Origin of the sequence: Polaribacter sejongensis (genome assembly GCF_038024065.1) — a bacterium.
Taxonomy (GTDB): domain Bacteria; phylum Bacteroidota; class Bacteroidia; order Flavobacteriales; family Flavobacteriaceae; genus Polaribacter; species Polaribacter sejongensis.
Map to the genome: position 1 here is coordinate 4,387,733 of NZ_CP150667.1, position 25,935 is coordinate 4,413,667.

Here is a 25,935-nt window from a genome sequence, read left to right on the forward strand (position 1 = left end):
TATTTCTTAAAGTTGATTTTTTTTTTTAGTTTAACAACAGCCGCCTCCAGGTGTACAAGTGTTTGCAACTGGTATGTCTGAAAATTGTAATTTTGGTTTTTCTTCCGGAATTCCGCAATTGTCTTTAGCTAAACAATCTGTTTGTTTAGAAGTCAATAAGAAGTTTGTTCCATCAAAATCCAATCCGAATTTACCAATGGTTTCTGCTTGGTATTCTACTTCAATTTCTAAATTTTCAATTTTTAAAACCTTTTCAGAAAGCTCTATAATATTTAATAGTTTTTCTGGATGCAATCTGTGATCATAATCATCTGCATTCCAAAGTTGAAAATTTACTACTTCTTCATTTCTTACGGTTCCGCCACAATCAATAAAATTTTTGGTAATTTTCCCTACTTCTGTTACATGAAAATGATTTGGTACTAATTCTCCGTTTGGTAATTTAAAACCAATTGTTTTTAAAGCTTTTAAAGCTACTTTTACTTCTGATAGTTTCATATTGTTATATTTGTTTATTGCAATTTTGCGATTAATATTGGTAATTTTTTTTAGCAACAACTGTTGTTATTCGTTAAATCTTGATCTAAAAACTCTGACATTACTGTTTTCATTGCTGTCCAGTTTTCTTTGTGAATACAGTAACAAACGCGGGTTCCTTCAACGTTTCCTTTTATCAACCCTAAATGTTTTAATTCTTTTAAATGTTGAGAAATGGTAGGTTGCGCCAATCCGATTTCGCTTACTAAATCTCCACACACACAGGAATCAATTTTAAACAAATGTTGTAAAATAGTCACTCTTGCTGGATGACCAAAAACTTTTGCAAACAAGGCAATTTCATTTTGTTGGTCGGTAAACATTTCTGTTTTTGCTAATCCCATTTTGTTTCTTTATTTATTCATTGCAATATTACGATTAATAGTTTATCCACCAAAATTATTTTTATTAAAGTTGATGGAAAAACTATTTATAGAAATTTCTTGAGTTGAAGGATTTGTTTTATTAGTCGGTTCAAACTATCTTTATGAAAGCAAATAAAATGATGAACATTTTAGAATTTATATTTAAATAATTATGAGTTTAAAAACAATATTAGGTATCCTATTTATAGCATTTTCTAGTTTGATTACAGCAACTGAACGTCCGTTTTTCGATAAAAATAAAGACCTTTTGATTGCTCAGTTTGATAGCAAACCAGATCCAGATGACATTCATGCGCAAGCAGCTTTAGGGAGTTTATTGTTGCATAAAGATCTTAAAGGTGTTAAATATTATGCCGTTGCCGGAGCTGTCGGAATTCAGAAAGGAAAATTTATTCCTTCAGATAAATTATTTAAGATGGTATTTGGTAGAAAATGGACAAATGCACATACAGACTGGGAGGGTTCTGTAAAAAAGGTAACCAAAAAAGCGATTGCAGTTTTAAATAAAGGAGGTAAAGTTTGGGTACAAGAAGCAGGACAATCAAATATTACGGCAGATTGGATAGCTGAATTGCTTAAAACGGTTTCTGAAGAAATTGTAAAAGCGAATGTAATTGTGGTGCAGCATAGCAAATGGAATGAAGACCATACAGAAGCTTCGGATTTACAGTATGTAAAAGAGAAATCGACTTATTTTGCTTTGGATGACGGAAACGCTGATAAAGAAGAAGCGTGGGGAAATCGAGGCCCTTATAAAACTCCAGCGTATAGAGCTAAAGAAGCTAAGTGGATAAAGTTGGCAAAAACATCACCTAACAAAAAAGCAAGAAAATTATGGGTAGAGGCGGATGCAGTAATTACAAAAATGTTTCCTAATGGATTTCCGCATGAATGGTCTTACATTCATAATGATGGTGTCGATTATTCTGACTGTGTAGAAAATTGGTGGATTTTTAATTTAGGTACAAAGTCGGATAGCAATTCTAAATTTTGGGATCGATATGTATTAAATTAACAATCTTTATTTTGTGATCAATTGAAATAAACTAAAAATGCCTCACATTTAAGAGGCATTCTTAGTTCTAGAAAACTTAAAGGTTATAGTATAAAAGTAAATAACCTATTCTAAATTTTGCATTGGGGGAACTTTATATCATTTACAAATCTAAATTCACCAAGGTTCTTCCTTTCAGTTTTCCTTGCAACATTAAATCTATTTTATCACTTAATTCATCTAAAGAAATTTCTGCAGAAGCCTCGGTTAAACCGTCATTTTTCCACTCATTAGCTAGTTTGTTCCATACTTTTTCTCTGTAGGACATTGGGTAATTCTGAGAATCAATACCTATCAATGTAATTCCTCTTAAAATAAAAGGAAATACAGTTAAATCTAGTTTTGGAGAAGCTACATTTCCGCAACAAGTTATCACACCCATTGGCGCTGTTGCTTTAATAATATTTTCAAGAATCACGCCTCCAACAGTATCAATTCCTCCTGCAAAAAGAGGTTTTAAAAGAGGTCTTTTTGCCATTTCTTCAACATCTTTTCGCATCATAATCTCATCAGCACCAAGATTCTTTAAAAAGTCAATTTCAGATTCTTTTCCTGTAATGGCAATTGTTTTGTAACCTAGTTTTTTTAAGATAGCAATACTTGTAGATCCAACTCCACCTGTAGCTCCAGAAACAACAATAGCGCCATCTGCTGGTTTTACCAATGCAGTTAATTTTAATACAGACATACCTGCGGTTAATCCTGCAGTTCCAATAGTCATTGCTTCCTTCATAGAAAGATTTTCAGGTAACTTCACTACCCAATCTGCGGGCACTTTAACGTATTCCGCAAAGCCTCCGTCTGTATTCATTCCTAAATCGTAACTAGTGACAATAACATTGTCCGATTCTTTAAATTTAGTAGATTCTGAAGAAACTACTGTTCCGGCAGCATCAATTCCTGGGGTATGTGGGTAATTTCTAGTTACACCTTTATTTCCGTTGCTAGACAATGCATCTTTATAATTTAAAGAACTGTAGTGCACTTTTATTAGTACTTCTCCTTGTTCTAATTTTGTAAAAGGAATTTGTTTCACAGAAGAAATAAAGTTTCCATCTTTCTCTTCAACTCTAAAAGCTTTGTAATTCGATTGATTATCCATATTGTTCTTTTGTGTATTATTCTTATTTTTACATCAAAGTTCGCTTAAATTAAACTGATAAACAAGAACTTACAAATTGTACCCTAACGAACATTTTGTGCTGTTTTGTCTGTTTATAAAGTGTGTAAGCCTAAAAAAAAAATGAAAAAAAGTTATTGCCCTATAGATACTTTTATAAATACCATTAAAGGAAAAAGAAAAGGCACCATTATTTTACATCTTTTTCAGGGTGATAAACGGTATAGTGAATTGGTTCGGCTTATGCCGGATATTAGCGAACGCATGATGTCTAAACAGTTAAAAGAGTTAGAGCATGATGGTTTAGTTATTAGAACGGTTTTTCCTGAAGTTCCGCCTAGAGTAGCGTATAGCTTAACACAATTAGGAATCGATATTCGTCCTGTTTTAAAAGGAATGTATAAAGGTGGTTTGCTGTTTGAAAAAAGTATTGAGTAGTTTAAAGTAATGTCTGATTAATTTATTGTTTATCTCGTTTTTTTTTATATGAAGTATTTATTTGGTGTTACTATGATTTGGGCTTTTTCGTTTAGCTTAATTGGTGTATATCTTTCTGGGTATGTAGATGCATGGTTTTCTGTATTGATGCGTATAGGGATTGCTACCATCATATTTTTGCCTTTTTTAAGACTGAAAGAAATTAAAGCTTCAACAATTTTAAAACTTATCGCAATTGGATCGGTTCAATTAGGGTTAATGTATTGTTTTTACTTTCAATCGTTTCAATTTCTTACGGTGCCAGAAGTATTACTTTTTAGTGTGCTGACACCAATTTACATTACTTTATTAAATGATATTTTAAGTAAGCGGTTTCATAAAAGACATTTACTTACTGCTTTAATAGCTGTTTTAGGAGCAGCTTATATTCAATACTCAAGTATTAACGAAAATGTGTTTTTAGGTTTTATGATTACGCAGGGAGCTAATCTTTGCTTTGCTGTTGGTCAAGTTGCTTACAAGCATTTATTAAAAGCTACGCCTGAATTAGAAAGTACCCCAAAGCATACTATTTTTGGATTGTTTTTTATTGGTGCGTTTATAGTAGCGCTTATTGCTTTTTTCATTTTTGGTTCAACAGAAAAGCTGCCAACTACATTCGTTCAGTGGGGAATACTAATATATTTGGGAGCTGTGGCTTCTGGTGTAGGTTATTTTTTTTGGAACAAAGGTGTTGTTATGGTAAATGCAGGCTCGTTAGCAATTATGAATAATGCATTAGTTCCAATAGGTTTAATTGTCAATCTTGTTATTTGGAATAAAGAGGCAGATATTCAAAAGATTTTAATTGGTGGAAGTCTTATTTTCGCTTCTCTTGCGCTTAATGAATACCTCAATAAAAGAAATCGCTCTAAATCCTTATTAATTAAAAGTATAAAGGCTGATTAAGGTTCTCTTTTCTATACTTCGTTTAAATTACAGTATTGACAGAACTCTAGCTAACTATTAGTTGCTATTTTTTTATACTTATGCAGTACCTCTAAAGGAATGTGGCAATAAGAATGGTCATTCGGATGCAAAGTTAATCTATGTTGATGCTCTTCGTCACTTGAGATGAAATTGGTTAAAGGAAGCACTTCAATCACTATTTTTTTTGTGCTTTTATTTTGATGGTTTAATATCTTTTCTATTTTTTGAATGCAATTTTTTGCCTTTAACAAGTGACTTTGATTATCACTGTAAATACCTGTGCGATATTTTTCTCCGATATCATTTCCTTGTTGGTTGATGCTATAAGGGTTAATAATTTCTATTAAGTGATGAATTAAATCTTCAACTGAAATTACCTTAGGATCAAAAACTGTTTTAACACATTCTGCAAAACCATCATAGGCTGTTTTAGTAGATTTGGTAAGTCCATTAGCTCTTCCGGCTTCAGTTTCAAGTACACCAGGTATGTACTTTAAAAATTCTTGTACTCCCCAAAGGCAGCCGCCTGCAATGTATATCGTTTCTTCTGATGCTGTTTGTTCAGTTAAAGATTCTTTTTTTGTCATTTTTAATTGCTAGGTGCTTCAGTAGGTAATTTAGTAAATAAAAACTGAATATAACTTTTTTGTAAATACTTGATTTTTAGTGATAAATAACGTGAGGTTTTGTACTAGCTTATTGTTCTATGGTTGTTAATTCGTTCAGGTACTTTTTAGTATATATTTCCCCGAAATTATCAATTGTAATAGCAAGAGCGAAATGTAATATAAGTGCCATAAAGATTCCGAAAAGTACAGATCTTGGATTTAAAAATGACATTCCTAAAATAAGAACAACAATCAAAATTCCGTAGGTTAATTTTAACCAAAAGAAGGACTTCAATGCTTTTTCGGTAGCTATGGTTTCTGTTTTTATAAAATCGGACGTATTGTTTCCATAAACTGAAATTTTATCATCAACTTTTTGCTGGTATTTAAGATACGTCGGAAACATTATCACCATTTCTAAAATGCCAATTACAATCATAGTTGAAGCAAAACTAGTATGATTAGAAAATAGTAGAAAGAGTAAACCCACTATAACGGAAACAACACCGATGATTCCTGCAGAAAGGAATAGTGTTTTTTCACTGTTCAAAAAATCAAGCATTAATTCTATCATTAGAGGTTTTTTTTTCAAAATTTATATCTTTATTATTTGTTCTGATTTCAGTAGGTAGTCCAAATATAAAGTTTTGTTCATTTCTAACATGTCCATAAACCGACTAACTTCAATCATTTTTAATAATGTAAGGTTGCATTTTTGAATTCTTGGATATTTTTCGCCATTGTCTACGCACTCAATTTCATAATGTCCTTTTGCATGTAAAACGATGTTGCCGTCTTGTACGTGTTGATAGATATAATTGAAACTTAATGAAGCTTTTTTATCATCAATTAGGTTAACGGTCATTTCAAAAGGTCGGTGAGAATGTCCCCATTCTTTATTTAGCTCATTAAAACTATTTTCGAAAGCTTCAATTCCAATAAGATTTCCACTAGGACTTAACCATTCAACCCCATCTTTATAAAGTAATTCATGTACCAAAGAAAAATTTGTGTTCTTGTTTTCATACAATGAAAAGAAACGGTGCATCATTGCCTTAATTCTATATATTCTCTGTAGTTCTATTGCTTCCATATATTTTTGTATTTATTCATTTGCAAAGAAAACTTTTTTTTAAGTTAACGGACTTGTCGTTTGGCAATTAATGCTACAAGGTTGATGTTGATTTTCGTATTCTACTCAATGAAAAAGGAGTTATTCCTAAAAATGAAGCAATATGATTTAAAGGGACTCTTTGTAAAATAGAGGGATGGGTTTTTAAAAACTTTAAGTAAGATTCCTTTGCGTTAAGATTTAATAGGCTTCTTTGAAAATTGATTTTATTTATTAATGTTTCATTAATGATTTTTTGAAATGAACTTTCCCATTCTGGGATAGTAGTACAAAACAAATCCCAAGATGCCCTTGAAAACTGAACAACCTCACAATTTGTTTCTGCTTGTATAGAACCAGAACTTACAGAAAATTCAAAAAAGCTAGTGATGTTACAAACAAAATCATGCTCTTTCATAAAGAAAGACGTTACTTCATTTCCTTTATTATCATAAAAACAAAATCGAAATACGCCATTTATTAGAAACGCTATTTGGTCACATTTATCTCCACTCTCAAGAAAAAAATCGGAAGCTTTATAGTTTTTTACTTCCGTATTTTTAATTATGAATTCAGTATGTTCTTTAGATAATTTGATGTAATTGTTAAGGTGTTTCACTAGGTTTTCTTTCATATAAATCAACGAATCTTTGTAATGTGAATAGCTATAAATGAATATCAAACATTTTATTGTTTTAAATTCATAGTTCGCTAAATTAGTTTTTTAGAGGCGAAAAATCAAGAGTTGAAACATTCTTTTTTTACAACTAAAAGCCCATAAATTCTTTCTCAAAACAGCGAGTTTAGCAACTATGATAAGCTTTGAATTTTTGTCAAGGGTGTTTATGTTTATTTATAAAATAATCTAAAAATTTTCGCAGTGAGTCTTAATAGACATATGTCTTATTCTAAAAGAAATTGATAAAGGTATTTTGCTTTTTGAAAAAAGTATTGACTAGTTGTACAGTGGATTATTTTGATTTTTATAAGGTTCTGTTTTTCTTTTAAAACCATTTTTTTACCCTTAAATTCTATTAGTGAATCTTTCTTTTTTATCTAAATATTATAGAAGATAATATTGTTGTTTCATGAGAATTATCAGCTCTATCTATTGATAGAACACTACTTTTGTAGTAGAAAAATAATAGTATGATTAGACAATTATTCATAATACTCATGTGTCTTGCTCTAGGTGAGATAATCGTTTATTTCATCGGAATTAAAATCCCCTCAAGTATCATAGGTATGTTGTTATTAACAGCAGGACTTCATTTTAAAATCATTAAACTTAAATGGATACAAGAGGTTGCTGATTTTCTTTTAGATAACATGGTCTTCTTTTTTATACCACCTGGCGTAGCTATTATGTGTTATCTAGATTTAATTTCAAAAGAATTAGTACCAATACTAGCAGCAATTCTGGGGAGTACTGTTTTAGTTTTACTAAGCACTAGTTTTACACATCAAGTGTTGAGAAAAATAAGATTGAAGAAACTAACAAAAGATAAAAAATGAAACTGATTTCAGAACCTTATATGTTATTAACCATAACTGTAGGTATTTATTGGTTGACAAAATATCTTCAAAATAAAACCAACTCAGTTCTTCTAAATCCTATATTAATAACAATAATTGCTGTAATAGGCACTTTAAAATTAGCTGGTATTTCTTATGAAACTTATCATGAGGCAGGTAAGTTTATTGAGTTTTTTCTAAAACCTTCAATTGTAGCATTAGGAGTACCGCTATATCTTCAAATAAGCAAAATTAAAAAACAAGTAATCCCTATTTTTATTTCACAATTAGTAGGTTCTATAGTAGGGATAATTTCGGGGGTTCTTATTGCTAAGTGGTTAGGAGCTTCAAATGATGTAATAATTTCGATAGCACCTAAGTCTGTTACGACTCCGCTTGCTATTGATATTTCCCAGTCAATAGGGGGGATTCCATCTCTTACTGCATCAATGGTTGTTATGGTAGGAATTTTTGGTTCGGTAGCAGGTTTTAAAATTTTACAACTATTTAAAGTAAGTAATCCAATGTCTAAAAGTCTTTCAATGGGTACCGCAAGTCATGGGCTTGGAACGGCCCAAGCGATGGCTATAAGTCAACGATTTGGAGCATATTCAAGTATGGGGCTTATTTTAAACGGATTGTTTACAGCCATATTTACTCCCATTATTCTAGCGTTACTTGGCATTATATAAGAAAGTTGCTGTCTCTGAATAACGTTGTGAAATATTTTTTTACAATGATGTTTATACCAAATAAACATCAAAATGACTGATTAAATTTATTTCTTTTTCCTTACTAATTCAATATGAAATAGAGTCGTAGCTAAGACTATGATTAGATTTTCTATCTCTTATAAAAATAAAGAAGTTTATCATCAAACATTTTAAAATTCATTTGGTATTACTCTATAGTTTTATTTTTACATTCTCTTATATTATTATTATTATTATTATTTGTGAATTTAATTGAATATAGTTGTAAATGATTCGCCTATCCTTCTTCCTGGTCCCCAAAAAGTAATAGTCTTTGGCGCTACAGAATTTCCAAAGTATGCCGGAAACAAATAATAGTAATCAAGTGTTAATGTTGCCTGAGTTTTATCACTATTTACAGTATAATCATAGTTGTAAGAATTTTGTATTTGAAATATAGAGCCATTTGAAGGTATCGCAATTGTTTCTGTAATATTCTCTCCAGTAATTTTTAAAATATCATTGTAAGAATAAGAATCTTGATTTAATGAAATAAATTTGGGAGCACCTTCAGCAAGTACATCTATAAATTGACTTGATTCTATACGTATTGAATTTGTTTGATATACTATTTTGTAATTACCGTAAGTTGGTATGTTTTCTGTAATTTTAGTATTTAGATTGTATTGAATAATATTTTCTTGAGAAGAATAGCTGTTTTGGCTTAAAATATTTAGTTCATATTTATTATTACCATCGTATAAATAAATTTCTGCACCAGGCTTATCCATGTCTAAAAATTGACCTGAAATACGCATATCGGCTCTAATATAGTAAAGGTGGGCCGATGAAGAGTTACTATTGTTGCCTATTTGGGGCATGTTAGCAATTATTGTATATTCCGTTTTATCTCCGTTTTCTGCGGTAACGGTATAATTAACTGATTCTTCAAAGTTTTGAGGAATTGTAATATCAGGAGAAATTGTAGCGTTTTCAGAAATTGATATTGTAGGTAAAAGCGAACTTTTATCTAATGTTCCTATATTAAAATTAATAATTTTTGTGTCTTTATTAATGTTGGCATCAATAGTTTTATTATCAACAAGAACCGAAAAGGATAGTATTTCACTTTCTGAATTAAGTGGTCTATTGTTAACAATAACTCTATAAATATTAGGGTCTCCATTCTCTGCATATACAGTGTACGCTACTTCATTATTAAAATTTTGAGATTCGTTTACAGTAGGTGATATATTTGCGTTTTCAGAATAATCAATTGTAGGCTTTAAGGCAGAAATTTCTGCTCCAGCTAAACTAAATAGTATTGTTTTGTCTATTTGGTTTATAGTTCCGTTTATAATTTCTCCGTTAATAGTAAGGTCAAATGAGTTAATGGTGTTCTGATTGTTTAATACAATTGGTAAATCGGGTTCATCGTCTTTAGAACATGCTATAAGAGCAAATATTATGTATACTAATATTGTGATTTTTTTAATCATTTTTATAGGGTATTTGTGTTAGTTTTTTAAGCCGTGAGAACTAGGATAAATTACGGTATTACTGTTTCCAATAACAATTATTGGAGACTTTATAATAGGATTATCTGTTTGTAGTTTCCATTTTAAGCTACCATTAGTAGCATTAATTGCATAGAAATTATTATCCCAATCGCCAATATAGACAATGTCTTCGTAAACAATAGGAGAAGTAGTTGTTTTAGAACTTAAATCATATTTCCATTTAAAACTGCCGTCTTCTGCATTTAAACAGACTAATTCTGCTGTTCCATTTTTAGATAAACCAATATAAATATTGTTGTTGTGTATAAAAGGAGAAGTTTCTATTGTTCCTTCAGGTTTGTAAGTCCATTTAATATTGCCGTTGTTTTCATACAAAGCATAAAGAGTGCTATAGGTTCCTGTTATTATAGTGTTTTCGAATATTGTGGGTGCTGCAAAAAAGGAATTATATCTTCCCATATCGACAGTCCATATTTTACTTCCGTCATTTTTATTCAATGCATAAAATATTCCATAGTAATCCCCAATATATATATGGTCGTTATTAATTAATGGATTGGTTAAAAATTTATAGCTTGCGTTTAACCTTAGACTCCAATCTGTTTGTCCTGATACTTTATTTATGGCGTATAAATGATCATTATTTCTACTGCTTACAAAGACTCTAGTTTCATCGATAGATAGTGTTGCGTAATAATTAAGAAAACTACGATCCCATAATTTTTCTTTTGACTCAATATTTACACAATAAAGTTTACTACTTGCATCAAAAGCATATACATTAGTATTATCTGTAATAATGTTTCTATATTCATTATAATTAGTACTACTCGGACTGCTTGTCCATTCAATTTCACCTGTAAGGATGTTAATACCGTTTAATCCCTTTACACCTGAAAAAATCATGTCTTTATAAGCTGTATGAGCTTCAATAAACGAAGTGTTAGATTCCCACAAAGTCTTATTTGTAATTAAATCATATGCTATTAAGTTTTGAGAAGAATCTGAAAAAAGTAGGATTTTACTTTTAGGGCTTTCAAAAGTGAATTCTAATTCAGAAACTCCTCCGTTTTTATCTGTGGCAATAATTCTACCACTATAATCATTGTTATATTCTAAGAGTGATGTGCTTATAGATTTAGTTGTTTTTTCTACTAAAATAGAATTTATATATAAGCTATAATGTATAAGATCATCATCTGCATCTAAAACAGTATTCCAATCTATAGTAACTGTTTTTCCTTCAAAAGAAATTTTTTCTAGTTTTATTTCTTCAGGATTTGAATTTTGATGAGGAAGAGACTCATCGTTTGAACATGAAAGCAATATTAGTATTAATAGAATTGATATTATTTTTTTCATAGTTCTTTTAATGTATAGTTTGTAATTTTTTAATTAAAAGAATATCCTAATTTAATCATGAAACTTTGAATGTTTGGATATTCAATATTACTTTCTGAATTTATTTTTTTAGGGGCATTATAACGTGCTTCTATACTGAGTTTATTATTAAAGTGGTATCCAATTCCTAAAAGAAAACTTATGTTTTTATTCATTTTAGTTTCCTTTTCATTAAATTTTATAGGAAAGTCTAAGTTAATACCCGAATTAATAAATAAAACTTTTTTATTCTTAAGGAATAGATAATGTCTTATTGCAATGGGTATTTCTAAAGAGCTGTATTTTACTTTTTCATTACTATAAATCGGTAAGCCAACCGTTGCATTTGGGTTTGATGGTGGTGCATAAAGTGTATACCCTGTAACTACATCTATATTAATTGTTTTGAAAGCTGATTGATAAGTAGGCTCAGTAAATAGAGACCATTTATTATTATTGAAAGGGAAAATATATTCTAATTCTAAACCTAAATTAATTGCTGGAGTAGAAGTAGCATCTAATACTGATAGTCCAAAACCTATTTTACCATAAATATTAAATTTACCTTTTCTGTTTTTTTTGATATATAATTTATTTGAACTATTAGAGCATGAGTTGAATTTTGAGAAAAAGTTGATAAAACTATCTTCTCTATATTTAATGTTAGAATTAATGTTTTTACAATTTAATTCATCCCTCAACGTTTTTTGGTAATTTAAGTTTTCAGAAATACCACCTTTATTATTCTTATATTTTTTATACTCTAAAGGTTTAATTTTTGAATTTATACTATAAAAAAAGTAATCAACTCCGTTATCTGAATATTTAAATAGACTTGCTTTTCCTTTTATTATTACTTTTAAGAACAAGTTTTTATTTTTAAATATTGAGACCCTTTTATTACTCAGGTTATTTAAATTATTAGAATATTTGTTAATGTCTACCTTATGTTTTTCAAATAAGAGTTTATTATAGATTTCTAATACGTTTAACTGATTAGAATGTATTTTTTTAACTTCAGATTTATCAGTTAATTTAAATTGAAATTGAGATGGAATTTGCCTCCAATCTTCATTTTTAATTAAGCATTCAGTTTTGTTTCCATCTATAGTTGTAAAATAACCTTTTTCAAATTTATTTTGGGCAATTGAATTTAATCCTATAAATAGGATAATAAGAGTAATTATCTTTTTCATTGTTTTTATTATTGTTGTGAAAATATAAATAAGACCTTACTTAACTATTGATAATTATCTATATTAAAATTTATTGAGTTAGTCATTTAGTTTCCGTGTCTTATAGCTTTAAAACATTGATATATGGATAATTTTGAAGGTCAAGATATACTAAACTTTATAAAAGAACTACCAAATGATGAAGCCTGTAAAGCTTATTTATCAAAAATAAAATGGCAGGATGGTTTTAAATGTAGTAAATGTGGACATACAAAAGGTTGTGAAAAAGCTGGATATAATTATCACTGTTATGCTTGCCATCATGTAGAAAGTGCTACTGCAAATACACTTTTTCATAAAGTTAAATTTGGATTGCAAAAAGCGTTTTGTGTTGCTTTTGAAATGAGTACAAATAGTAAAAGTACTTCAAGTATTCAAATGGGTAAACGCTTTAGTATTCGTCAAGGAACTGCATGGTATTTTATGCAAAAAGTTCGTAAAGCAATGAAAAGTAGTCAAAAATATCCTCTAGAAACCTTAATTCATGTTGATGAGTTTACTGTTGGAGGAAAAGAAGAAGGAAAACAAGGTAGGAGTTACGATACAAAAAAGAAAAAAGCCGTAATTGCAGTAGAATTAACAGATAACAATAAGGTGAAAAGAGTTTACATTAAATCTATAAACGACTATTCTGCAAAATCATTAACACCAATTTTTGAAGAACACATAAGTAAATCTGCTAAAATAATAACAGATAAATGGAGAGGATATGAACCTTTGAAAGAAGTTTATAACATTGAGCAAATCTATAGTAATAATGGTGCTAACTTTAAACAATTACATGTCATGATTATGCAAGTTAAGTCTTGGCTTAGAGCAATACCAACTCATGTAAGTAAATGGCATATTCAAGCTTATTTTGATGAATTTTGTTTTAGAATTAATAGATCTCAATTTCAGAAAAGTATATTTCATAAAACAATTGAAAGAATGGTAGTTGCCAAACCAGTTTATCAAAATCAAATAAAACAGAAGCTAAACGTATAACTCAAAAAATTTATTAAAAGAATTGTTTTTTTTTTTTACCTTTTTATTCGACTTAACTTAATGTTTATTTCACTTAAATTTTATTCAAAAGAAGTTTTAAAAAACAATTTTGTGAAAAAAAAATATGGAATTATTTATCACAATTTTTCTCTCAAAAGAGCAATTTCATCACGTAGTTTAGCGGCAACAATAAAGTCTAAACCTTTGGCAGCAGCTTCCATGTGTTTGCGCTTTTCTCGTATACGTTTTTCTATTTCTTCTTTTGGTAAATATTGTAAATCTTGTTCTGCGGCAACCTGTTTTGCATTATCATAATGATAACTAGAAACGGCAGATTTAGACAAGGTATCATCAATTTTTTTGTTAATCTGAGTCGGAGTGATTCCGTGTTTGGTATTGTAAGCAATTTGCTTTTCTCGTCTGCGTTCGGTTTCGTCAATGGTTTTTTGCATGCTGTTGGTCATTTTATCAGCATATAAAATTGCCAAACCATTTACGTTTCTTGCAGCTCTACCAACGGTTTGCGTAATAGAACGGTGCGAACGTAAAAAACCTTCTTTATCCGCATCTAAAATTGCCACTAAAGAAACTTCAGGTAAATCTAAACCTTCACGCAAAAGGTTGACACCAATTAGAACATCAAACAAACCTTTACGCAAATCTTGCATAATTTCTACACGCTCTAAAGTATCTACATCAGAATGAATATAACGGCAACGAATATCGACTCTTGTTAAATATTTAGTCAATTCTTCTGCCATTCTTTTGGTAAGTGTAGTTACCAAAGTACGTTCGTCTTTTTCTACTCTTTGTTGTATTTCTTCAATTAAATCATCAATTTGATTCAAACTAGGTCTAATTTCAATCACCGGATCTAACAAACCAGTAGGTCTAATTACTTGCTCTACAAAAACGCCTTCTGTTTTTTCGAGTTCGTAATCTGCGGGCGTTGCAGAAACATAAATTACCTGATTCTGAATTTCTTCAAACTCCTCAAATTTTAATGGACGATTGTCCATTGCTGCAGGCAAACGGAACCCATATTCTACCAAGTTTTCTTTTCTACTTCTATCGCCACCATACATAGCGTGTGTTTGCGGAACGGTTACGTGGCTTTCATCAATGACCATTAAATAATCATCCGGAAAATAATCTAACAAACAGAACGGTCTTGTACCTGGTTCTCGTCCGTCTAAATAACGAGAATAGTTCTCAATACCAGAACAATAGCCTAATTCACGAATCATTTCTAGGTCGAATTCTGTTCGTTCTTTTAAACGTTTAGCTTCTAAATGTTTGCCTATTTCTTTAAAATAATCCACTTGCTTCATCATATCTTCCTGAATTTGATGAATGGCATTTTGTAAAATATCTGGAGACGTTACAAACAAGTTTGCAGGATAAATGGTCAAATCACTAAAACTTTCTAAAACGGTATTGCTTTCTAAATCGAAGGATTCTATTTCTTCAATTTCATCACCAAAAAAATGGACTCTGTACCCATTATCTCCGTAAGACGGATAAATAGTTACTACATCACCTTTCACTTTAAAGGTTCCACTTTTTATTTCGTGTTCGGTTCTAGAATACAAACTTTGCACTAATTGATGCAAAAACTTTGTTCTTGCAATTTGCTGATCTACGTGAATAGGAATGACGTTTTTCTTAAATTCAACTGGATTTCCGATACCGTACAAACAAGAAACGGAAGCAATTACAATAACATCTCGTCTACCAGAAAGTAGAGAAGAAGTAGTGCTTAAACGCAAACGTTCTATATCATCATTAATAGATAAATCTTTTTCAATAAAAGTTCCGGTAACAGGAATGTATGCTTCCGGTTGATAATAATCGTAGTAAGAAACAAAATATTCTACGGCATTATCAGGAAAGAATTGTTTAAATTCAGAATACAATTGTGCTGCCAATGTTTTATTGTGTGCTAAAACTAAGGTAGGTTTATCTACGTTTTTTATAACATTTGCAACGGTAAATGTCTTACCAGAACCTGTTACACCTAAAAGCGTTTGATATTTTTCGCCATCATTAACACTTTGTGTAAGTTCTTTTATTGCTTGTGGTTGATCTCCCGTAGGAGAAAATTCTGATACCAATTTAAATTCCATGATGTAAAAATACGGATACTTTATAAAAAAGGATCTGTATTATTTAAGTTTTAAAAGGTGATTTTTAATCGAAGAATTAAGTAAATTTAGTTTTAATAGATAGTGCTTTTCAATGAGGATTAGTTATTTAAATATAATAAAAAGTAAATTTATTGTAACAAATAAAGAGTTTTGGCTACTTATATTTTAGAAGTGATTTTGTTTTTATTTGAAAATTTTTAACGAAATTGCTTGTCTAATAATGTGTTCAACTAAAAAAAATAAAAATACTATGTCTGATGATTTTGATTTACTAGAAACGAGTGCCAATAAAAAAACTGAAACAGTAGATGTTAATTGGGGGAAAGCGATTGACACCATGAAATCTAAATTGGCGCAAGAAGACGATCCAGAATCTCGTCAGAAAATATTAAATGCAACCTTAGATGATGTTGTGCACATGGCAGAAAAAGACAGAACTACACTGCTAGATGCTATTAAAGATTTAACAGATTACCAAGACGAAGTTGGTATTATGTTCGAGAAATTTTCGGCTTTAAATCCATCAGAACAAAAAGTAATAGACGATGCTCAAAAAGGATTAGAAAGAGCAAGAATCGAATTAGAAGACGCCCAAAATAAAGCAGATACTTGGTGGAACAATTTATGGGGGAGAAAATCGAAGATTAAAAAAGAAGAAATAGAGTTTGCAGCAGCAGAAAAACTACGTGCAGGTGCAGATAATCAGGCAAAAGCATTGTTTCAGCAACGTATAGAAAGTGCAGATATTCAAACGTTATTAAGTGAGCTTTCATATAAATCTCAGGCAGCCGTAACGCGACTTAAAAATAGAGAAGTAGAAATTAAAGAAGTAGAAGAAAAGTTAAAAGATGCCATTGTAGAGGCTTCTAAAAATCATACGAAAGCGTTAGCAAAAAAGAAAGAAGTAGAAGGGCAATTAGAAGAACAATATGCTTTGTTAAAGCAATCTCGTCAAGAATTAGAAGAAATCGCAGATAAGCAATCTACGGAATATTCAGAGGCGATTGGTAAAATGACAACTATTGAGCAAAAAGTAGAGGAATTAGAAGGACTTAAAAACGCCTACACAACCTTAGCAGCGAGTAAAGATAGCTTTGTGCACAAGCATAATTTAACCATTAAAGTATTGACTTCTTTACGTTCTAATTTACAGACACATAGAGCGAAATTAAAGAGTGATACAGAAGAAAGATTAAAGTATTACGATGGTTATGTGGTTGCATTAAAAGCAAGAACAGATCAAGAATTTGCTGCAATTTTAGAGCATTTAGGGGTTAAAACCGATGAACATATCGGAGAAACTTTAGCTTCTATGCATTCCGCAAGTGCCAGAGCACGTCAAGAAATGATGGACAATATTCCGGTGCACGAAAAAGTAATGACAGGTGTGTATAGTACGTATGCAGAGGCTTTGCATGAAATTCGTAAAAAAGATGTAGACATTCAAAAGAACTTTGCAGATCGTTACGGAATAGATATGAAAGAAATTTTCGAAGACTATTACAAAGCAGATGCAAATGCTCCAAAAGGCGATGATGCTCCGGCGGCAAAACCAAAAGCAGATACTTCTAATGATGATTTGTTAGGGTAAAAAGTATTCAGTTTTCAGTTGCAGTAAGTAGTTGGCTTTTGCCTGAAAATTGTTGTTAAGAAAAATAATTTGGGCGTTTCCTTCTTTTGAGAAAAGCAAAAGAAGGTCAGGCTTTTCGCTAAATCTTTTTTCTGAAAAAGAAAAAAGGATATCGCTTCAATCCTTAACGCGGGTGTACTTGCTAATTATTTGAATATAAAATAGGTTTTTAATTTCTTATAGTGTTGAAAATAAATCGGTTAAGTTTAATTTTTGTCGATATTTATAAATGTAATTCATAAATATAAATTATATTTGTAAAAAATAAATATAAAATGGCAACATTCACATCTTCTTTACCAGATAGTCTTTTAGAAAAATTATCTGTTTTAGCAAAAGAGTTACAACTTCCTAAAAATAGGCTTATAGAAAATGCTTTAGAATTGTATTTAGAGCAAGTAGAAAAAGCGAGTTATATAAAATCGTATCAACAAGCAGCTACAGATAAAGATATTTTAAAGGTTGCAGAAGAAGGAATGCAAGAGTATTTTACAGAACTTAACGATACAGATGCTAACTAAATGAAGCAAGGAGAGATTTGGGAACTGTATTTAAATCCTGTCAAAGGAAGTGAGCAAAGTGGCAGAAGACCCGCAGTTATTATTAGCGGAAATATGTTAAACAAACATTTACAAGTTGTAATTGTTTGTCCATTAACCACAAGTGTAAAAAATTATAAAGGAAATTTAATTATCAGCCCAAATGAAATAAACGGATTGACTACTATTTCCGAAGTGTTAACGTTTCACGTTCGTTCTGTTTCAAAAACAAGATTGGATAAAAAAATTGGTAAAATTCCATTAAAAGATATTGAGGTAATTAAAAAAACTTTAAACGATATTCTTAAATTTTAAAAATGATTACAACACCTTTAGATTCTGCACTTTTAGACTCAAAAGAACAATATGTTTTTTACCATAAAATGGTAGATTTTGTTTTAAAAGAACTCATTGTTAGTGTACAGCAAGAACAATTATGTACACATCAAGAGTTATTACTTTTTAAGCAATATTCAGATTTACTTTTATATTCTATCGAAGCCATGCGTATAAAATATATGTACGACGAAGAAGATAATATGAAGGTAGATTTAACAGATTCTGGCTTTCCAAATTATTTAGAATTTAGATTTCTGTACAACGATTTAGAATTAAAAAACGATTATGTAGATAATTTAAAAGATATGAAGATTCTAAAAGCAGAGTTTTTAAATACACTTTTAGTCAAAAAACAACCTATCAGAAGATTAGATTTATTTAAAGCATCTTCTTTTGTTTACTACACATCCGTAGAAAAAAAATATATTTTTAATCGTTTTGTACAAGGTAAAATTATAACGGCAGAAGAAGGATCGAATTATCAATATATGACCAGTTGGAGTTTTTATGATGTTAGTCATAACCGACCTTTTATCTGTTATTTATATTTTGATTACGACGGAAAAATATCTAAAGAAAAAATTTACGAAGTTTTAAAAGAAACTGCAGACAGAGAAATGTCTTTAGACACCATGGCGTATAATATTGATCGTAAATTATCAGATATTCGTCCAAAACATATCAAAAGAATAGATTTAGGACCGTTTCATAATGTTTTTGCAAAAGATGAAAACGAAATAACACACACTATTTTAGGCGGAATTGCTAAAAAAGAAATTCCTTTAGAATCGTATGCTTTATCGTTAAAAATAGACGAGGTTTTTTCTGGAGATACATTTACAGAAGGAAGTTTTTTCTCGAAACAAACCATGCAAAAATGGAGTGAAGTTATTCAGCAAAAATATGTTTTAGCGCCACATAGGATAATTCAATTATTATATAATCAGACACCCAGAACTTTAGATAAATTAGCGAAACCACCAATTGAGTTGTCTAGTTTAAAGATTGAAGTGAAATAGAATTATTTAAAAAAAATAAACCTCAAAGGTTTTTAAAACCTTTGAGGTTTGAAAAATAAGATTTAGAAAAAGAAAAAAATAACGAGGTACATGAAAAGCAGCTTGAGCTGCCTACTGAAGACTGCCTACTGAAGACTAAAAAAAATGAATCATAATTCAACTTTTCCTATAAAACAAAACGAATTAGACATGCTTCGCGATGAAGCTTCTGGTTATTTAAAAAGTATTCAATGGGAACAAAGTGACAGAGCAAAAAATAAAGATAAGGACGCAAAAGACGAATCTATTTTATTGTATTTATCGAGAGCTAATTCTGGAAGCAATGTAGAAGTTACCTCTGTTTCTAAAACTATTTTAGCGTTAAAAAAGCGTTTATTGCCAGATTCTATTGCAATACCTGTGTATTTAAATCAGACGTTGTATGCAGTGCAAGAAGGACTCACTTTAGGTATTTGGATTAAAGATAATTATTACGATTCGTCTGGTTTGTCAAGTTTGCACGAACGAAAATCGGCTTTAGATTCTCAAGGAAAAAGAGAATTTGAAAGTAAGATGCAAACAGCAACAGCGTTTCAGTTATTTGCGACTTCCTATAAAATTTTACACGATTTAAAACCACATGCTTCAGATGATTTATCTGTGATGAAGCAAAAGTTTGCGGGTATTCCAGAAGTTTCGCTTTTATCACCTTTAAAAGGAATAGCGTGTTCTTTGTTTTATTTTGATAAATATTTAGGACATCCAGAGATTGTAAAATCGGACAAGGATGTCATTGATTTTACGGTGGTTTTTTACGAGGCTTTAATTGATGAAATTCAACTTAGAAAAAGCAGTTTAGAATACACAGAAACCATTATAGACAGAACGTATAAATTAGAAAATTCTGATTTTGCCGTTTCTGGTTGGGATAATGTTTTTTCTGGAACAGCAAAAAGTATCGAGTTTAATAAAATTCAGTTTGAGCAAATTGTAGGAAATAAAGATGCCAAACATTTTGCACGTAGATTAACAGAAAGAATGTTGAGTTACGATTTTGATGCAAAGAAAAATCCGTTTCAAGAATTGGGTGGTTTTATGCCTGTTTTTATGGGATACGGGATTCCAGGAACGGGAAAATCCATGTTAATTGCGGCAATAGCAACACGACTAAAAGAACATTCAGATAATTTAGACATTCCGTTTTTATTTCATCCAATGCCAGACACGTTGATTTCTACTTTTCAAGGAGGATCTGCAGAAAAAATGGTAGAATGGATGAAGCCAATGCAAGATCCAACAAAATTAATTTTTGCACCAATTGATGATGCTGAGAATAATTTACAAGAAAGAACTACACAGGGAGTTTCTGCTGGAGTAAAAGAAGTAATCGGAGTTTTCTTACGCTATACAGAAGGTGCTTATGCGGTGAATTATGGAAATTCGTCTATCGGATTATTTACCAATTTACCAGAAATGTTAGACAAAGCGGTAATTTCTCGTGTCCAAGGTAGATTTAAAATTGACGGAGCAAGAACAGAACACGACTTTTTAGATCAAGATTATATTTGGTGGAAGAAATTTGAAAAAACAATGCCAGATTTTGTGAATATGCAAGATCCGTCTAATTATGAGTTTTTAAAAGACCAAGGTTTGACCAAAAGTATGGGCGAAATTTTAGGTTCTGTAGAAAAACCATCCGAACAAAGAGTTATGGAAGCATATGACAGAGCAGAAAAAAACCATAGATCGAATGAGCATTTGTTTTTTGCCATTTTGTATAAGGAAATTCAGAAAATATTTCCATTCTTTTCATCGAGAGATGTGCGTAATATTCAATCTGCAATTTCATTGCGATTAACAGATTTCGATTTAGAACCAGATTGGTTTGAAAATCCTGAGATTTACTTCAAACAGAAATATGAAACCAAGTTTAATATGTTGCAAGAATTAATGAAAAGCAATATGAAAGGACTTAATTTTTCTGAAATTAGAAGACAAGAAGTGGTGCGTTATTTAGACAATGTTGCCACGATTGCAGATACAGATTTTAAGAGAAAAGTAGATGCTAGAGTCAACCAAATGAACATCGATTTACAAGCAAGAAAAACATTTGAAAATGAGTAACATCAGAATTAAAAATAGTAAAAAGACGTTATTATCAGATAATTATTACACTTTAAATAAATTCAATTTTGATTATCAAATGTCCGACGGAAGTTGGGTGCATCAAATGAGAGAAGTCTATGAACGTGGACATGGAGCAGGAATTTTGTTGTACAATACCACAAAAAAAACGGTGGTTTTAATCAAGCAATTCAGATTGCCTACTTTTTTACATGATAACAAAGACGGTTTTTTAATTGAAATACCTGCGGGTTTATTAGATTTAGACAATTCTGAGCAATGTGTCATAAGAGAAACGGAAGAAGAAGTTGGTATTCGTTTAAAATCTGTTAAAAAAGTTTATGAAGGATATTCATCACCAGGCGTATTAACAGAAAAAATGCACTTTTTTGTTGGTGAATATACAGACGATATGAAGGTGAGTGAAGGTGGAGGTTTAGAGAGTGAAACTGAAGATATTGAGGTTTTAGAAATCCCGTTTACGGAAGCTGTAAGAATGCTAAATGAAGGTGAAATAGTAGATACAAGAACCATTGTGTTGTTGCAATATGCGATTATTCATAAATTGATAAATTAAAAAAACTATTAAGAGTAAAAAAATAAAAAAACTCCGTGTATCTCTGTGAATTCTCAGTGAAACTCTGCGTAACAATTAAACAATGCAAAAACTAATAAAAGCTAATTTATACAGAAGCGAGTCCATTAACGTTAGCGGAAAACTGGTAGAACGTTATAATAAATGTCTCGTAAAACTTGGTTTCACAAAAACAAAATTAACGTCATTCTCGATTGATGGAGTAGGTTGGAGTCCGGAAATAGCAAAGGAAAAAGGAGTGTCTTTTTACCTTAATAACGGTGAAGCAAATACCTACGCTATAATTATTACTCCAAGACAAAAAGGATTACCTGTTTATAATCCGTTTAATTCTTTTGATAGAGAATTGATGAAAATGGTGTTTAAAAAACATGAAAAAACGATTAATGATATTACAAGAGATTCTGCTGTTTGCATTGAGTTTGATCAAAAAATAGATGTTTTTTATGAATCTTTAGATGTTTTAAGGTACAAAGACATTACGATTAAGTTTCATTTAATTGATAATTTATTTGAAGCCAAAGAAGAGCAATTACAATTAATTGAATTATTTAACGCTGATAACAATTTTATAAACGAAGATATTCACAAGAAATTGATATCATCAGCAAAGAAATATGGAGATTTAAGAGAAAGAAATCTAAGTATAGAAGAAATAACTTTTACAACAGATTCTTTTTATACAAAGGCTTTTGGAGGTGTTTTCTTATTACGAGATTTAGTAACTCCAGTTCTTGTTTTTCAAAATGAAGTAACTTATAAAGAAGCTATAAAAGATACAACGTATGATGTTTTAATGTATCATATTTCTCATAAAGAAATGATTGAGAAATTAATAAGTTATAATGTTCTGGAATTAGATTTAGAAGAAGAAACTACTCAAAAAAGGTACAAGAGGATTCAGAAATTTATGTTTTCATCTTATTTAAAGGAAACATCACACTCTATAAAAGATATTTTAGAAGAAGGTATTTTATTTAAAAGCTATTTAAACAAAATTGATATTTTATCAAGAAAAAAAATAATGGGTTTAGAGCTCTTTTTAGAAAAAAAGAAGGTTTCTAAAAATATAAATCCGAAAGATTTTATTGATGAAGAAATGTATGTATCACTGCACAAACCACATTCTTCATTATTACCAAATCATCAAGATTTAATTTGGAGTTTATTAGTAAACATTGCGCCTAAAGATGTGTTATTTATATATTGGTATGACAAGGAACAGTTTTACAAACTTTTTAAAAATTTAGAAGATTCAACACAAGACTGGGTAATTGAAACAATTTGTAACAATTTTTAGAAAAAATAGACTAATTTTATATAGTACTTCAAACTTTAAAAAAACATGACCATAGAAATCATCATATTTATTGCAGCAATTTTATTCGGAATTGTTATTTATTGGAGGGAATCAAGAGGGAATAAAATGTATTTATTTTTCAATAAATTAATGAATTCGGAAGAGTTGCAGATGAAAGATACCGATACAAAAGGGTTTGTGTTTCAGCAGAATTTTGTTTTAAGGTTTGTTTACATTGCTGTTTTATTTCTAGTAGGAATTTTAATTGTGCAATTTTTAATTCCCATAAATTATGCAACAATTTCATTGTTTGCATCCATGATTTTCGGAACTTTGATTGGGACTTATATTGCAGGAGCCATTTTTAAATCTTCAGAAATTATTGAAGAACGGACTGAGGCTTTCGAGGACAGATTAGAAGAAATCATAGAAAAAGGAAAAGATTTTGTAGACGATTTTAACGAAAAAGATAATAAGGAAGTTGACGTAACAAAAGAAGTGCCTAAAGTAGAAGAGAAAAGTGCAAGAGAACGCTTAAAAGATAAAGGACTTTTATAAGTATTCAGTTTTCAGTGGCACTAATCAAAAAAAGAGTAAAAAAATTAATTAGAATAAAATAGTAAGTATGAGTAAGAAACCTCTAGTTTCAAACTTCATACTTCAAACTTGTAATTATGTTAAAGAATTATTGGAGTAAAGGAGCAAAGCAAAAGAAAAGAGTCATACTGTTTTTAATAATATTATTGGCATTATTATTCTTTTTTAGAGACGATTATCAACCAGTATTAATATTTTTCAGAAAATTTATTTTCATAATTTTATTGTGTTTTTCACTGCTGTTTCTAGGTTTACGAGGTTTTAGAAAAGCGGTAGGTGTAGGTAAAAGAATCGGAATTTTATTTTTCTTATCAGCATTTTTTGGAATCTTATATTATGTAGGTTGGAATTTACAATTCTACGATTATATGAAAACCTATAATGTATTTAACGATTTAAATAAGATAGAAATTCATGAGTTGCCATTAACTCAAAATGAAAGAATTCAGCCATTAAGAAACATTTTTTCTATGGCAAATGAATCTGTTGGTGAAACTAAAGATGTTTCGTTGCCACATTTGGTTAGAGTGGATGGAAATAATCAATGGACGATGGCAATTCAGCCTACAGAAAAATACTATTGGCAAGGATTAAAAGACAATACAGAAGAGGTTTTTTCTGTGTCTAGTACAACACCTTTTCCTCGTTTTTCATCAGAAAATAGAATCTCGGTAACATTTTCTATCGGAGAATCTTTAAAATTTAGTAGAAATACTTACAATGCGGTAGTGCAACGTTTAAATCCTTGGATGCTTTTTAACTACGAACCAAGCGATACGTATTACATGAAAAATGATAAAGGTGCTTGGGTTGAGGTTGTAAGTTTAATAAAATGGAAAGGCTTCTTTTTTCCATATCCAAGTTTTGGAGGTGTCATGGTTATTGAAAATGGAGAACATGATATTACAGATTATTTAGAAAGAATTACCATTGGTAAAGGAACCTATATTTCGCCAGATGAAATGAAAAATCATGCTTATTTAACCAAGCAGAACACATTATCAGAGCGCGTATCTCGTTTGCAAGCAGAAAGTTTAAAGTTTTTAGCAGGATTTTCAGATCCATTACCTTGGAACATGGAAAGTGCTGTAAAAATTCCTACCGTACCAAAAGATCAAAATGCACAACCTTATGTAACCGATTTCGATTTTTCAGACAGTAAAACAGATGCTTTTAGCGGCTTATATCATTGGTTTGGTTTAGAACCAGTAGGTAATGAAAGAACCAGTTTAAGTTACAGTGTATTTATCCCAGCAGACGGTACAGATAAGTTTTATTTTTACGATCATGCATCAAAAAAACAAGGATATGCAGGAGTTTCTGCAATGCCTTTAAAAGTAAAAGAATCTAAAAAAGAGTACGATTGGAACTCAAATACTCCCGTAGAATTTAGACCTTATATTAAGAATATTGCAGGTAGAAAAAGAATGTTTTTTCTAGGAACAGTTTCTACAATAAGTTCAGACAATCCAGAACAATTTGATGGTTCTGCAACGCCAGATTTAGCCTTGATAGACAGTGAATATAGAGATGTAGTTTGGATAAATGCTAAAAAACCAAGTACTTGGAATGAGGAAGTTTACAACCAATTAAATGAAGCTTGGAAAACTAGTGAAGGAAGTAATTTGTATTTCGAAAAGCAAAAAACAATTTTAGAGCAGAACAAACAAGTTTTAGATTCTATAAAATTAATTTCTAACCTAGATAAAAATCAGCAAATATTAGATTCTATTAAGCTACTTTCTGCACAAGATAAAAAGCTTACAGAAATAGAAAAGCTTCAGAGAAAAATAGATTCTATTAAAGAGAATCAGTAGTTTTTGTAGCTGTTTCGCGCTTTCATTACTTGCTTTTTTTGTTAAAAAAAACAAAAAAGAGCTTAAAAAATGAACATGTTTTGAGCTTGTCGAAAGGCTCAATCGGGGCTAAACATATTTGCCAACTTATATAAAACAGTCAATTTTGTTTTTTTAAGTTGGTTTTTTTTGGGGTTCTAAAATTCCTTTTGCCTGTGTTATTTTAGGTTTAGATACTTAAAAAAAACTTTAGAAAATCGTTATATTTGTTAGCTATAATTAATACTAAATTAATTTTATTACGTCGCTAAATCAATT

Annotated in this window: 26 protein-coding genes; 15 read left to right on the forward strand and 11 right to left on the reverse strand. The window is 30.3% G+C overall.

Features of this window, described 5'->3' with window-relative positions:
- Window positions 1–30 precede the first annotated feature (30 nt).
- Window positions 31–498 carry a DUF6428 family protein gene (locus WHD08_RS18020; RefSeq protein ID WP_208889814.1) on the reverse strand — a complete coding sequence of 156 codons (468 nt, stop codon included), beginning with the start codon at window positions 496–498 and terminating at the stop codon, window positions 31–33.
- A 50-nt stretch (window positions 499–548) separates the two neighbouring features.
- Complete coding sequence (locus WHD08_RS18025; RefSeq protein WP_208889813.1) at window positions 549–881, reverse strand: ArsR/SmtB family transcription factor; 333 nt, start codon at window positions 879–881, stop codon at window positions 549–551.
- A 193-nt stretch (window positions 882–1,074) separates the two neighbouring features.
- Here WHD08_RS18025 and WHD08_RS18030 point away from each other — a divergent pair, with 193 nt between their 5' ends.
- Window positions 1,075–1,938 carry a hypothetical protein gene (locus WHD08_RS18030; protein WP_208889812.1) on the forward strand — a complete coding sequence of 288 codons (864 nt, stop codon included), beginning with the start codon at window positions 1,075–1,077 and terminating at the stop codon, window positions 1,936–1,938.
- A 142-nt stretch (window positions 1,939–2,080) separates the two neighbouring features.
- On the opposite strand, the gene WHD08_RS18035 is transcribed toward WHD08_RS18030, so the two are convergent.
- Window positions 2,081–3,079 carry a YhdH/YhfP family quinone oxidoreductase gene (locus tag WHD08_RS18035; protein ID WP_208889811.1) on the reverse strand — a complete coding sequence of 333 codons (999 nt, stop codon included), beginning with the start codon at window positions 3,077–3,079 and terminating at the stop codon, window positions 2,081–2,083.
- Between the two features lie 141 nt (window positions 3,080–3,220).
- On the opposite strand from WHD08_RS18035, the gene WHD08_RS18040 reads away from it, so the two are divergent.
- Together WHD08_RS18040 and WHD08_RS18045 are read left to right on the forward strand one after the other, a co-directional pair.
- Entirely contained in the window at window positions 3,221–3,535 is a 315-nt protein-coding gene (locus tag WHD08_RS18040) for a winged helix-turn-helix transcriptional regulator (RefSeq protein WP_208889810.1), read from the forward strand.
- A gap of 48 nt (window positions 3,536–3,583) precedes the next feature.
- Window positions 3,584–4,483: an EamA family transporter gene (locus WHD08_RS18045; protein ID WP_208889809.1), complete on the forward strand. Its 900-nt coding sequence runs from the start codon at window positions 3,584–3,586 to the stop codon at window positions 4,481–4,483.
- Between the two features lie 50 nt (window positions 4,484–4,533).
- Here the strand turns inward: WHD08_RS18045 and WHD08_RS18050 are convergent, their stop codons facing one another.
- The 4 genes from WHD08_RS18050 to WHD08_RS18065 all read right to left on the reverse strand — a co-directional run bounded on the left by WHD08_RS18050 (window position 4,534) and on the right by WHD08_RS18065 (window position 6,857).
- A complete protein-coding gene (locus tag WHD08_RS18050; protein WP_208889808.1) occupies window positions 4,534–5,091 on the reverse strand; it encodes a peptide-methionine (S)-S-oxide reductase in 558 nt (185 codons plus the stop codon).
- 109 nt (window positions 5,092–5,200) lie between these two features.
- Window positions 5,201–5,686, reverse strand: coding sequence for a hypothetical protein (locus WHD08_RS18055; protein ID WP_208889807.1), 486 nt, complete (start codon window positions 5,684–5,686; stop codon window positions 5,201–5,203).
- A gap of 21 nt (window positions 5,687–5,707) precedes the next feature.
- A complete protein-coding gene (locus WHD08_RS18060; RefSeq protein WP_208889806.1) occupies window positions 5,708–6,205 on the reverse strand; it encodes a nuclear transport factor 2 family protein in 498 nt (165 codons plus the stop codon).
- A gap of 73 nt (window positions 6,206–6,278) precedes the next feature.
- Window positions 6,279–6,857 (reverse strand): Crp/Fnr family transcriptional regulator, encoded by a 579-nt coding sequence (locus WHD08_RS18065; RefSeq protein ID WP_208889805.1) that lies wholly within the window; start codon window positions 6,855–6,857, stop codon window positions 6,279–6,281.
- Between the two features lie 515 nt (window positions 6,858–7,372).
- Between WHD08_RS18065 and WHD08_RS18070 the strand changes: the two genes are divergently transcribed.
- Together WHD08_RS18070 and WHD08_RS18075 are read left to right on the forward strand one after the other, a co-directional pair.
- A complete protein-coding gene (locus tag WHD08_RS18070) occupies window positions 7,373–7,738 on the forward strand; it encodes a CidA/LrgA family protein (protein WP_208889804.1) in 366 nt (121 codons plus the stop codon).
- Window positions 7,735–8,430 (forward strand): LrgB family protein, encoded by a 696-nt coding sequence (locus tag WHD08_RS18075; RefSeq protein WP_208889803.1) that lies wholly within the window; start codon window positions 7,735–7,737, stop codon window positions 8,428–8,430. The genes WHD08_RS18070 and WHD08_RS18075 overlap by 4 nt, the downstream gene beginning before the upstream one ends.
- 269 nt (window positions 8,431–8,699) lie before the next feature.
- On the opposite strand, the gene WHD08_RS18080 is transcribed toward WHD08_RS18075, so the two are convergent.
- The 3 genes from WHD08_RS18080 to WHD08_RS18090 are packed head-to-tail and all read right to left on the reverse strand — an operon-like array spanning window position 8,700 to window position 12,526.
- Complete coding sequence (locus tag WHD08_RS18080; RefSeq protein WP_208889802.1) at window positions 8,700–9,929, reverse strand: DUF5018 domain-containing protein; 1,230 nt, start codon at window positions 9,927–9,929, stop codon at window positions 8,700–8,702.
- 18 nt (window positions 9,930–9,947) lie between these two features.
- Entirely contained in the window at window positions 9,948–11,312 is a 1,365-nt protein-coding gene (locus WHD08_RS18085) for a PQQ-binding-like beta-propeller repeat protein (RefSeq protein ID WP_208889801.1), read from the reverse strand.
- Window positions 11,313–11,341: 29 nt separating this feature from the next.
- Entirely contained in the window at window positions 11,342–12,526 is a 1,185-nt protein-coding gene (locus WHD08_RS18090; RefSeq protein WP_208889800.1) for an outer membrane beta-barrel protein, read from the reverse strand.
- A gap of 123 nt (window positions 12,527–12,649) precedes the next feature.
- Between WHD08_RS18090 and WHD08_RS18095 the strand changes: the two genes are divergently transcribed.
- Window positions 12,650–13,552, forward strand: a complete 903-nt coding sequence (locus WHD08_RS18095; protein ID WP_165734421.1) for an IS1595 family transposase — start codon at window positions 12,650–12,652, stop codon at window positions 13,550–13,552.
- A 137-nt stretch (window positions 13,553–13,689) separates the two neighbouring features.
- On the opposite strand, the gene uvrB is transcribed toward WHD08_RS18095, so the two are convergent.
- Window positions 13,690–15,678, reverse strand: coding sequence for an excinuclease ABC subunit UvrB (gene uvrB, locus WHD08_RS18100; RefSeq protein WP_208889799.1), 1,989 nt, complete (start codon window positions 15,676–15,678; stop codon window positions 13,690–13,692).
- Between the two features lie 271 nt (window positions 15,679–15,949).
- On the opposite strand from uvrB, the gene WHD08_RS18105 reads away from it, so the two are divergent.
- The 9 genes from WHD08_RS18105 (at window position 15,950) to WHD08_RS18145 (ending at window position 25,638) form a co-directional block, all read left to right on the forward strand.
- Window positions 15,950–17,290: a microtubule-binding protein gene (locus tag WHD08_RS18105; RefSeq protein WP_208889798.1), complete on the forward strand. Its 1,341-nt coding sequence runs from the start codon at window positions 15,950–15,952 to the stop codon at window positions 17,288–17,290.
- Between the two features lie 314 nt (window positions 17,291–17,604).
- Complete coding sequence (locus WHD08_RS18110; protein WP_165733629.1) at window positions 17,605–17,850, forward strand: ribbon-helix-helix domain-containing protein; 246 nt, start codon at window positions 17,605–17,607, stop codon at window positions 17,848–17,850.
- The gene (locus tag WHD08_RS18115; RefSeq protein ID WP_208889797.1) at window positions 17,851–18,183 is read left to right on the forward strand and encodes a type II toxin-antitoxin system PemK/MazF family toxin; all 333 of its coding nucleotides are present in this window, start codon (window positions 17,851–17,853) and stop codon (window positions 18,181–18,183) included.
- Window positions 18,184–18,185: 2 nt separating this feature from the next.
- Window positions 18,186–19,226: a hypothetical protein gene (locus tag WHD08_RS18120; protein ID WP_208889796.1), complete on the forward strand. Its 1,041-nt coding sequence runs from the start codon at window positions 18,186–18,188 to the stop codon at window positions 19,224–19,226.
- Between the two features lie 144 nt (window positions 19,227–19,370).
- Window positions 19,371–21,329: an AAA family ATPase gene (locus tag WHD08_RS18125; protein WP_208889795.1), complete on the forward strand. Its 1,959-nt coding sequence runs from the start codon at window positions 19,371–19,373 to the stop codon at window positions 21,327–21,329.
- On the forward strand, window positions 21,322–21,906 hold the full coding sequence (locus WHD08_RS18130) for an NUDIX domain-containing protein (RefSeq protein ID WP_208889794.1): 585 nt from the start codon (window positions 21,322–21,324) through the stop codon (window positions 21,904–21,906). Before WHD08_RS18125 ends, WHD08_RS18130 begins: the two co-directional genes overlap by 8 nt.
- A gap of 82 nt (window positions 21,907–21,988) precedes the next feature.
- Window positions 21,989–23,224 carry a DUF6638 family protein gene (locus WHD08_RS18135; protein ID WP_208889793.1) on the forward strand — a complete coding sequence of 412 codons (1,236 nt, stop codon included), beginning with the start codon at window positions 21,989–21,991 and terminating at the stop codon, window positions 23,222–23,224.
- A gap of 45 nt (window positions 23,225–23,269) precedes the next feature.
- On the forward strand, window positions 23,270–23,782 hold the full coding sequence (locus tag WHD08_RS18140) for a hypothetical protein (protein ID WP_208889792.1): 513 nt from the start codon (window positions 23,270–23,272) through the stop codon (window positions 23,780–23,782).
- 116 nt (window positions 23,783–23,898) lie between these two features.
- A complete protein-coding gene (locus WHD08_RS18145) occupies window positions 23,899–25,638 on the forward strand; it encodes a hypothetical protein (RefSeq protein ID WP_208889791.1) in 1,740 nt (579 codons plus the stop codon).
- The last annotated feature ends 297 nt before the right edge of the window (window positions 25,639–25,935 follow it).